The organism is Microcoleus sp. D3_18a_C4 (assembly GCF_036702415.1).
Lineage (GTDB): Bacteria > Cyanobacteriota > Cyanobacteriia > Cyanobacteriales > Microcoleaceae > Microcoleus.
In genome coordinates this window covers 1-9,977 of the sequence record NZ_JAUBTI010000163.1, presented here as the reverse complement: position 1 = coordinate 9,977, position 9,977 = coordinate 1, and the positions used below count along the sequence as shown (strand labels likewise).

The 9,977-nt window shown below is 48.3% G+C and carries 8 protein-coding genes; 3 read left to right on the top strand and 5 right to left on the bottom strand.

Annotated elements, in window-relative coordinates:
* Window positions 1–92: 92 nt before the first annotated feature.
* Complete coding sequence (locus QUB16_RS31960) at window positions 93–1,073, top strand: aldo/keto reductase (protein ID WP_333322315.1); 981 nt, start codon at window positions 93–95, stop codon at window positions 1,071–1,073.
* 208 nt (window positions 1,074–1,281) lie between these two features.
* On the opposite strand, the gene QUB16_RS31955 is transcribed toward QUB16_RS31960, so the two are convergent.
* The 4 genes from QUB16_RS31955 to QUB16_RS31940 form a co-directional block, all read right to left on the bottom strand.
* The gene (locus tag QUB16_RS31955) at window positions 1,282–2,499 is read right to left on the bottom strand and encodes a M20 family metallopeptidase (protein ID WP_333322313.1); all 1,218 of its coding nucleotides are present in this window, start codon (window positions 2,497–2,499) and stop codon (window positions 1,282–1,284) included.
* 208 nt (window positions 2,500–2,707) lie between these two features.
* The gene (gene bioD, locus QUB16_RS31950) at window positions 2,708–3,415 is read right to left on the bottom strand and encodes a dethiobiotin synthase (protein WP_333322312.1); all 708 of its coding nucleotides are present in this window, start codon (window positions 3,413–3,415) and stop codon (window positions 2,708–2,710) included.
* Between the two features lie 60 nt (window positions 3,416–3,475).
* On the bottom strand, window positions 3,476–5,152 hold the full coding sequence (locus QUB16_RS31945) for a serine/threonine-protein kinase (protein WP_333322310.1): 1,677 nt from the start codon (window positions 5,150–5,152) through the stop codon (window positions 3,476–3,478).
* An 893-nt stretch (window positions 5,153–6,045) separates the two neighbouring features.
* Window positions 6,046–6,504, bottom strand: coding sequence for a GatB/YqeY domain-containing protein (locus QUB16_RS31940; RefSeq protein ID WP_333322309.1), 459 nt, complete (start codon window positions 6,502–6,504; stop codon window positions 6,046–6,048).
* A 740-nt stretch (window positions 6,505–7,244) separates the two neighbouring features.
* Here QUB16_RS31940 and QUB16_RS31935 point away from each other — a divergent pair.
* Window positions 7,245–8,237 (top strand): ribose-phosphate pyrophosphokinase, encoded by a 993-nt coding sequence (locus QUB16_RS31935; protein ID WP_242716335.1) that lies wholly within the window; start codon window positions 7,245–7,247, stop codon window positions 8,235–8,237.
* Window positions 8,238–8,463: 226 nt separating this feature from the next.
* Here QUB16_RS31935 and QUB16_RS31930 read toward each other — a convergent pair whose 3' ends face one another.
* The gene (locus QUB16_RS31930; RefSeq protein ID WP_333322308.1) at window positions 8,464–8,679 is read right to left on the bottom strand and encodes a hypothetical protein; all 216 of its coding nucleotides are present in this window, start codon (window positions 8,677–8,679) and stop codon (window positions 8,464–8,466) included.
* On the opposite strand from QUB16_RS31930, the gene QUB16_RS31925 reads away from it, so the two are divergent.
* Window positions 8,671–9,378, top strand: coding sequence for a DUF3747 domain-containing protein (locus QUB16_RS31925; RefSeq protein ID WP_333322307.1), 708 nt, complete (start codon window positions 8,671–8,673; stop codon window positions 9,376–9,378). The genes QUB16_RS31930 and QUB16_RS31925 overlap by 9 nt on opposite strands.
* The last annotated feature ends 599 nt before the right edge of the window (window positions 9,379–9,977 follow it).

Below are 9,977 nucleotides of genomic sequence, written 5' to 3'. Positions count from 1 at the left end.
AGCGTCCCCGCTCGCGTATTGTACAATACGCGAGCGGGGACGCTCGCACTGTAAATGCAAAACTGAGATGCTCCCAACTACCATCAATAAAAATGCAAACAAAAGAAACACTTTTACTGCCAAAAATGGGCTGCGGCACTTGGGCTTGGGGCAACAGATTGCTCTGGGGCTACAATGAAAGTATGGACGAGGAATTGCAAGCCGTTTTCAATCTTTGTGTTAGTAACGGCGTCACTTTATTTGATACCGGCGACTCTTACGGAACAGGGAAATTAAATGGACGTAGCGAACAGCTTTTGGGCCAGTTTTCTCAACACTATCAAGGTGCAAATAAAGAGAGTATTTGTATTGCGACAAAACTGGCTGCTTATCCTTGGAGACTGACGCGACAATCAATGATATCGGCTGGCAAAGCCTCTGCGGCGCGCCTCGGAAAAAATGTAGATTTGGTGCAAATGCACTGGTCTACAGCCAATTACGCTCCTTGGCAGGAGGGGGCTCTTTTAGACGGTTTGGCTGACCTTTACGAGCAAGGATTGGTCAAGGGAGTGGGCTTGTCTAATTACGGGCCGAAACGGCTGAAATGGGTGCATCAAAGATTTAGCGATCGCCAAATTCCTATTGTTACTTTACAAGTGCAATATTCGCTACTTTCTACCTATCCGGTAACAGAACTCGGATTAAAAGATGTTTGCGATGAATTGGGGATAAAATTGATTGCTTACAGTCCTCTAGCCTTGGGGTTGCTGACGGGTAAATATTCAGAAAACGGCACTCTTCCTAAAGGTATCCGAGGTTTGGCGTGCAAGCAGCTACTTCCGGGAATGCGATCGCTTTTGGAGTGTTTGCGAGAAATAGCGGCATTCAGAAACAAGACTGTTTCGCAGGTAGCAATCAACTGGTGCATCTGCAAAGAAACTATTCCGATTCCGGGGGCGAAATCTGGGGCACAGGCGAGGGATAATATTGGTGCTTTGGGCTGGGAGTTAGACTCCGGGGAGATTGCCGAATTGGATAAGGCGGCGGCGAGTGTAGATAAAAAAATGGTGCAGAATATCTTTCAAACTCGGTAAAAAGACTCTCGCGTGGGGTGGGGGCGGGTTTATTTAAGCTGTCTGCATTCTTTAAATCTTTTGGTGAACCCGCCCCTACAGTTTTTTGACGGCGGGTGCAAGAGATCGGGTTAAATAGATATGATTGCTGTAGGGGCGGGTTTTACAAACTATCATTGCCTAAAATCAATAATCTCATAAACCCGCCCCCACCGGATGACACAATCTTTTATTGATTCACACAAAACTTTTCCACGCAGCGCACAAACATTTCTACACCCATCCCCAGCGCAGTTTCATCAAAATCAAAGCGCGGGTGATGGTGCGGGTAAGCCAAGTTTTTCTCTGGATTTGCCGAACCCAAAAAGAAATAGCAACCGGGAACTTCTTGCAAAAAGAACGACATATCCTCGCCGCCCATTGTTTGACATTCTGGAACGATTCCCGCCGGAGTTTCGACAACTGCTTCTGCCACGTCGCGCACCAATTCAGCTATTCTCGAATCATTAATAACTGGCGGATAAAGCGCACAATAATCTAATTGGTAATTTGCCCCGTGACTCTGACAAATTCCGGCAATTACTTGCTCGATTCGCTGTGCAAAATAACCTTGATATGCTGGATTGAAATAGCGCACCGTGCCAGCGATTTGAGCAGTATCGGCAATGACGTTGTGGGTGTCGCCTGCGTGGAATTTGCCGACAGTTACTACCGCTGAGTCGATCGGGTCAATGTTCCGCGCGACAATTGCCTGCAAAGCGCTGACAATTTGGGCTGTAACTACGATCGAGTCCACAGTCTGATGTGGCATTGCGCCGTGTCCACCTTTGCCAAAAATCGTGCAGTCAAAAACTTCCACAGCCGCCATCAAAGCGCCGCTGCGGACGCCTACAGTGCCCAAAGGTAGATTGTTCCACAAATGCAAGCCGACGATCGCATCAACATCAGGATTCTTCAAAACACCCGCTTCAATCATCGGTTTTGCGCCTCCTGGCCCTTCTTCGGCGGGCTGAAAGATAAATTTTACTTTACCCCAAAAGCTGTGTTTGTGCTTGGCAAGATAACAAACAGTACCAAGGGCGATCGCAATGTGGCCATCGTGGCCGCAAGCGTGCATAATTCCATCATGCTGCGATCGATAATCCACCTCATTTTCTTCTTGAATAGGCAAAGCATCCATATCCGCCCGAATTGCCAAAACCCGCCCCGGTTTGCCGCTGTCTATAGTTGCGACAATACCAGTTTTAGCAATATTAGTTTCATGCTCAATTCCCCACTCCTGCAACTTTTGCGAGACAAACTGCGCCGTTAAATTTTCATCAAAACTCAACTCCGGCTTTTGATGCAAAAGGCGACGCCATTCGACTAGCTGAGGCTGCAAATTTCTAATTTCCAGCCGCAACTGAGATAAATCGACAGAGGTTAAATTCGGTAAAGTAGAAACCATTTTTTATTCTCCTTATAGCAATTCTGAATGAATAATTTGTGAAACTCTCTATTCTCTTTCTCTGCGCTCTCTGCGCTCTCTGCGGTTAAAAGAAAATCTTCTTCAATCCTATCTGAGTTGTGCAGGAGATTTTTTTTTAATGAACCGCAGAGGCCGCAGAGTACGCAGAGGAAGAGAAGAATGAGAAAGAGAGGTGTTGAGAATAGGGTTATTTAGAAGTCTGAGGAACTAAATTAACCCCTGGCAGTAACTGTTCTAAATCTAAATCTGAAGCAATTTTAGCTAATTTAGCAAGGTCAGTCGGGTCATCTAAATGCGGCAAAATACCCAACACAGGTATTTGAGTCAGCGACTGGATCAAATCAACGGGCGCTAAATCGGCAATTTCTTGTTCAGAATAAGCTTTAATGCAATTGAGCACAATTCCTCTCAGCTTAAAACCAGTGTGTCTGGCGAGAGCCACATTCGCCACAGCTTGCCCGATCGCCCCCAACCTCACAGGTACTACCAAAACCCCCCTCAGCCGCCAATCCCTGGCAATATCGGCCACCGTCAGTTCCCGCGTTACAGGCGATCCCAGCCCTCCCAAAGCTTCCACCAACACAAAATCCTTGCGCTCAGAGAGGCTTTGCCACGCCGTCCAGACCTTTTCGAGCTCGATACGTCTCCCCTCCCGTTCCGCAGCAATCGGCGGTGCTAGAGGCGCATCAAAGTGCAGCGGATTGAGTTCTTCGGGGGATTGGTCGAGGGAAAACAAACGGGTGTAGAGTTCGCGATCGCCCGTTCCCGTTTGCATGAGCTTCATAATTCCCAAACTGCGATCGGGAAAATACATTTGCCAATAAGCAGCCAGAGCGCTGGTCAAAACAGTTTTGCCCGCGTCGGTATCAGTTCCAGTAATTAGCAGCGAGTTCATTGGCAAATAGCTAACAAGTAATTGGCATCAACCTCAGTCTAGGGGAATTTTGCCAGAAGTTTAGAGTTCTGGCGATGGTGCGGGTGTTGGTGCTGGTTCCGGTTCCGGCGCTGGTTCCGGTTCCGGTTCCGGCGACGGTGCGGGAGTTGGTTCCGGTTCCGGCGATGGTGCGGGTGTTGGGGCCGGTTCCGGCGATGGTGCGGGTGTTGGGGCCGGTTCCGGTGTTGGTGCGGGTGTTGGCGACGGCGCGGGAGTTGGTTTGGGTGCGGGAGTTGGTGCGGGCGCCGGTTTGGGCGCCGGTTTGGGCGCTGGAGCCGGCGCTGGCGTCGGTTTTGGTGTCGGAGTTGGCGCTGGGCTTGGTTCTGGGTTCGGTTCCGGCAAAGGTTCTGGGTTCGGTTCCGGCAAAGGTTCTGGGTTCGGTTCCGGCAAAGGTTCTGGGCTTGGTTCCGGCAAAGGTTCTGGGTTCGGTTCCGGCAAAGGTTCTGGGCTTGGTTCTGGCAAAGGTTCCGGGGTTGGGGTTGGCAAAGGTTGCGGGGTTGGGGTTGGCAAAGGTAGCGGGTTTGGTATCGGAGTTAGTGTCGGCGTGGGATTTATGAGTGCTGGCGCAGTCGGAGTGGGTTTGGGGCGCGAATTGTTGAGAAATGAGCCGACTAAAGCCCAGGAACCGAAGCCTGTCAAGATTACTAAGCCGGCCAGCAGTCCGATCGCAGCAATGGGATTGTCCCAAAAAGTGTCGCCAGCAGGCTCAATTAACGGGTCTGGCTGGTTTTTTTGCGGGTGGGAACTCTGGGCGACGGGCTCTGGCGGTCTGCCCACGGCCACCGTTGCTATTAGCGAAGGGTTTGTCGGTACCACTGCTGGCGGCGCGGGCGGTACAGTTGGCTGGCTAGGTTTAGGATTAGTTTGGGCGTCGAGTGCTTGGGCGACTTCGCTGACAGATTGATATCGATCGCCCGGAGACCGGCTCAACATCCGATTGAGCACCAAAGCCAAACCCGTGCTCACCTGCGCTTGCTGCTGCCAATTCCACTGCAGCGTTGTTTGATCGAGCAATTCCTGCGGTTCTTTGCCTGTCAGCAGGACGATCGCCGTTACGGCTAAAGCGTAGAGGTCGCTGCTGGCTGTTGCCCGCCCGCTTTGCAACTGTTCCATCGGCGCGTAGCCGATTTTACCGACAGTTGTCGCGTGGGCTGTTCCTTCGGGAGACTGGACTTTGGTGGCGAGTTCCTTCACCACTCCAAAGTCAATCAGCACCGGCATTTGGTCGTTTTCGCGCCGAATTATATTTTCTGGGGAGATGTCGCGGTGGATGATGCCGCGGGCGTGGATGTGAGCGAGTACCGGCAGCATTTGCCGGATAAATACCAAGACTTCGGCTTCGGTGAAGCTGCGACCATTTGAAGTTCGATCGAGCATTAGTTCGCGGTAAGTCATCCCTTCCACGTAATCCTGCACTAAAAACAAACGCTGGTTCTCTTCAAATATTGCCCGAAACTGGGGAATTTGTGGGTGCCCAATTTGGTAAAGTATTGCCGCCTCTCTTTGAAACAATTCCTTCGATTTTTCCAAAACGTATGGCCCGCTTTGCACCGGAATCAATTCCTTCAGGGCGCAGCGTTCTTGAAACCGTCCCAAATCTTCTACTAAATAAGTCCGGCCAAATCCTCCTTGACCTAAAATATTCACCAAGCGGTAGCGGTTTTGTAGGAGAGTTCCAATAGCAATAGGTGGCTGCATAAGTTTAAGTAGAAACTGTTAAAAAATAGACGATCGCTCACAGACTTAGTAATGCTATGTCTTTAATGCTCTTGAGCATACTTCACTCTCTGTAGTCCCCAGTCCCGACCAAAGTTAGTATTTTACATTTTTTTGACATTCTTGGACGCCAGGATGGTCAGAAACCGGATTTTTTCACGAAAATACACAGGTTGCAACCCGCATATCCGATCGAAAACCCGGTTTCTGCGTCAATATCTCAAGGGAGAAATGCACGATTTTTCGTAGAAACCGGGTTTTTTGGCCTTAGCCCTAATAAATTGTCGCCCCTCGACCTAAGCCATACATCTCTTTGACACTCTCCGTCTATCAAGTCCGGAGATTCTTAATTCAGCGACTGACCTTTAGGCACCATATCCCTTGCAGGCAATTCTCAAACCTTTCAACCGTGAAAAAACACCAATTGACGAGTCTGACTTACAGCAACCCCAGAGGGTCTATCTCCAAAAGCGTACTAGGATACGACCTAGAGTTCGGGCGTGCCCCGCCCTACCGGATTGATTGAACCGAATTAGGGATTTTCTGGTCTTGAGAATGCGTTGACTCTCTAGCTGTGTTTTACAAGGTTTTCGCTACCCTTCTTTGTGCTTTTAAAAAGCTTTCAGGTTCGAGGGTGCCGACTAAAAGCCGCTTCACAACCGCCCACCTTGGGGATTTCAACCATCTCTATTTTAATCCAAAGCCGTGCTAGAAGCACGGGGTTTTAGACCCATTTTTTCGATAAAGCTGGAAATTATTTATGCGAGATGTCAACTGTCAACTGCCAACTGCCAACTGCCAACAGTCAACACTCAACTGTCAACTGCCAACAGTCAACACTCAACAGTCAACACTCAACTGTCAACTGTCAACTTTCAACTGTTAAGCTTTGCTTTCACCATGTCTTGAATTCTGTTACCGTCTGCTTTGCCCTTAAGCTGCTGCATTGCCTTGCCCATCACCTTGCCCATATCTTTTGCAGAAGTAGCGCCAACCGAGGCAATCACTTCGTCAACGACTTGACTCACCTCTTCGTCTGACATTTGCGGTGGCAAATACTCTTCAACAATTGCCAACTCCGCCTCCTCTTGTGCCACTAAATCTTCGCGGCCACCTTTGCGGTATTGTTCGATCGAATCGCGGCGCTGTTTGGCTATTTGCATCAAAATTTCCATTTCTTGAGCTTCTGTCAGCGTTTCTTGCCCGGAGGGACGGAGGCTGACTTCTTTTTCGAGAATAAATTTCTTGATGCCGCGAACTGTTTCCAAGCGAAGTTTGTCCTTGGACTTCATGGCTGCTTTGATTTCTGCGTCAATGCGTTCTCTTAAGCTCATCGATTTCTACCTTGCTTTGCCCGTTATCAAAAATCTGGAGTATCCTCCGATTCTTAACTTTTTTTACAGTATTTTTCCAGTTTATTGCCTGTTGGTGGCATTTTTATCGCATTGAACCCGGATGCCTTCGGCTTTCGACTGAATTTGGGGTGGCTGCGCTTGCAGCCTCAGCCCCAAATTGACTCACGCTAGAACTTTTAGACGCAGGGGCACAAGTGCGATCGTACTTCTGCCAGTACAGAGTTCGCTAGAACTCACATCTTGCACCATTCTCGCTTAACAGGCTGGACGGCCTGTTCCACAAAGAGTAGATTTTCTTGTGGAACAGGCCGTCCAGCCTGTTCCTAAAAAGCTTATTGACAATGGTGCAACATTTCAGCTAGAACCCACATTCCACACCCTGGGGGTGTCACACAGCATAATTACGCAGAATGCTCTATCTTTACAGTAATAAATTATGCCTTTAAAAAGTAATTTATCCGTTAATCTACGGTATTCAAGTATAATTTATAGTTTTATGGCTGGATAAAAATAAGTAAAAACCGATTGTGACCGTTGAGGGTGCCGAAAGTGGGCGAGAAACCCGGTTTCTCGGAGATATTTCTGCAAGTCCTATTCAATTCGCCTAACCTAACACTTGTGGTCGCCTCGAAAGTTAAATCTATTAAAAAATTGGCTGAATATTTCTAGTTTCAGATGGTAAGATAGCGATGGAATAAACGTCCTGCAAGAGGCCTGCTGTGATCCGTTCTGCTACTTTACCGCTTCCGCTTCCCGAGCCGCCGGTTTCCGCTCATGACCGTCTGCGGCTGTTCTCCGGTTCTGCTAATATTCCCCTCGCCCAAGAGGTGGCTCGCTATCTGGGGATTGATTTGGGGCCGATGGTTCGCAAGCGGTTTGCTGATGGGGAACTCTACGTTCAAATTCAAGAATCAATTCGGGGTTGCGATGTTTACTTGATTCAGCCAACTTGCTGTCCGGTAAACGATCGCCTCATGGAATTGTTAATTATGATCGATGCTTGTCGCCGCGCTTCGGCTAGACAAATTACTGCTGTCATTCCCTATTACGGATATGCTAGGGCTGACCGCAAAACGGCCGGAAGAGAGTCGATTACTGCAAAATTAGTGGCTAATTTGATTACGGAAGCTGGGGCCGGTCGCATTTTGGCGATGGATTTGCACTCGGCTCAGATTCAAGGTTATTTTGACATTCCTTTCGATCACGTTTACGGTTCGCCGGTGCTTTTGGATTATCTGGCGAGCAAGCAATTGACGGATATTGTTGTGGTTTCGCCGGATGTTGGCGGAGTCGCTAGGGCGAGAGCTTTTGCCAAAAAGCTTGGTGATGCTCCCCTGGCAATTATTGACAAGCGCCGCCAAGCTCACAACGTGGCCGAAGTGATGAACCTCATCGGTGATGTCAGGGGCAAAACTGCTGTGTTGGTGGACGACATGATCGATACTGCAGGCACCATTTCTGAAGGTGCGAGATTGTTGCGCCGCGAGGGTGCGAGGCAGGTTTATGCTTGTGCTACTCATGCGGTGTTTTCGCCTCCGGCGATCGAGCGTTTGTCTAGCGGGGTTTTGGAAGAGGTAATTGTTACGAATACAATTCCTGTGCCGGAAGAGAACCGTTTTAAGCAGTTGACGGTGCTTTCGGTAGCGAATTTGCTCGGAGAAACTATTTGGCGGATTCACGAAGATAGTTCTGTTAGCAGTATGTTCCGCTAGACAGGAAAGGCGCTTTTTGAATGTTTGTTTTAGGGTGCGTTAACAAGAGTGTAACGCACCGTTTTTTTGCCCAATAGTGCGATCGTTTCCCGCTAGTAATCAGCCCCGGTGCATCTAAATTTTACGGTCAAGTCCCATCAAATTCTTGGGGAGTGGGCGTCCCGCCCGCCCGGAAAATACAATTTAGAGACCGCACAGCTTATCAAGTTCCTCGGTAAAATAACGGTTATAAGTTTGTAGTGAGGACTAAAATCCTCATAAAATTCGCTCGGACTTTAGTTCTCACTACGAACCAAGGTGACGATCGCCGATCGATCGCACTTGGTACCACCGGAACAAGAGATGGTAAAATTCTATCTTGTTGTTGGAAGAGGGCGACTTTTTTATATTCTAGATAAGTCTCATCACAATAAGGAGCCAATAGGGAAAAATCATGAAACATTCACTTGTACGAACAGTGGCCGCACTGGCAGGTTCAGCAATTTTAACACTTGGCGCGATCGGTTCGGCTAAAGCATTTACTTTTGACGAAACCGAAATTAACCAAGACCGAGTAATTGTCATCGCCCAACCCCGCCCTTTCGGCGGCCACCAATTGCTAATTGTAGAACAAGTATCTGACAAGCGAAAATGCTGGAGCGAAAGCGGCTCTAATCCCGTGAAAGTCGATCCGTTATTAGTTACTTTTGATTTCACCGGTATTTGTGGCCGCGCAACAGACAGCAACGGCTTTTCAATTCGCATGGCCGGCACAGATTTAGCATTAAAATACACCCTGACTTTGGAAAGTGTTGATGGTAATGTTCTACTAATGGGAACCCCGGTAGATTACCAAGGTAAATCTGTGATTATAGGTCGCACAAATGGCGATCTTAACGAATTCATGAAAATTACTCTCGATCCTGCTTGGCGCTTGAGTAAAAGAGCTTATCAAGGCCGCACATTAGGTCACTTTTATTTCACTACCAATGAACCCGCACCGGGAGAAATTGGCAATACCGGAGGCAATACCGGAGGCAATACCGAAGCAATACCGCAGCCAATACCGCAGCCAATACCAATACCAATACCGCCGCCAATACCGCAGCCAATACCGCAGCCAATACCGCAGCCAATACCGCAGGAAATACCAATACCGTAAGCAATACTGGCTTTTCTACAACTCGGAGATAGCTACCCTTCCGAAATTAAAGAAGCTGTGGGCTTTGGGTTTGTAGCGCGGTTTTCTCAAAATAATACTTTGCGGCCGCAACTTGCTGTTACCAGAGAGCAATTGGTATCTTTAGTTTGGGAATCCTTGAAATGAATACAAGGTGCTAATATCACATTTCCTAGCCATATTTCTATCCGTCCGTATAGCGACGTTGATATTCCCGCTGGAGTGCCGGAAAAGTTCTATTTGCGCGGAACAACAAGATAGTTAACTACTATCAAGATGGAACTTTTAAACCTACCCAGTCAGTCAATCGCCTTGAATTGATGGGGGGCTGCCAAAAGTGGAGGAATTTGGTTTGTCGGCGGGAATGCAGCCGAATTTAGTTGCTAAAGAGCCGTCTAAAACTTTTTCAGACCTTCATAATTATTGGGCTGCTTCTATTATTACTCAAATGTCTTCTTATTGTTCTGTTGGGAGCATCTCAGTTTGGCATTTACAGTGCGAGCGTCCCCGCTCGCGTATTGTACAATAAGCGAGCGGGGACGCTCGCACTACAATAAAAAAAAGGCTTTTTACAAAACTGA

Coding starts and splice junctions, on each gene's coding strand:
- QUB16_RS31960 (WP_333322315.1), top strand. CDS start 93: ATGCAAACAAAAGAAACACTTTTACTGCCAAAAATGGGCTGCGGCACT.
- QUB16_RS31940 (WP_333322309.1), bottom strand. CDS start 6,504: ATGAGCTTAAGAGAACGCATTGACGCAGAAATCAAAGCAGCCATGAAG.
- QUB16_RS31930 (WP_333322308.1), bottom strand. CDS start 8,679: ATGTTTCATGATTTTTCCCTATTGGCTCCTTATTGTGATGAGACTTAT.
- QUB16_RS31955 (WP_333322313.1), bottom strand. CDS start 2,499: ATGGTTTCTACTTTACCGAATTTAACCTCTGTCGATTTATCTCAGTTG.
- QUB16_RS31945 (WP_333322310.1), bottom strand. CDS start 5,152: ATGCAGCCACCTATTGCTATTGGAACTCTCCTACAAAACCGCTACCGC.
- bioD (WP_333322312.1), bottom strand. CDS start 3,415: ATGAACTCGCTGCTAATTACTGGAACTGATACCGACGCGGGCAAAACT.
- QUB16_RS31925 (WP_333322307.1), top strand. CDS start 8,671: ATGAAACATTCACTTGTACGAACAGTGGCCGCACTGGCAGGTTCAGCA.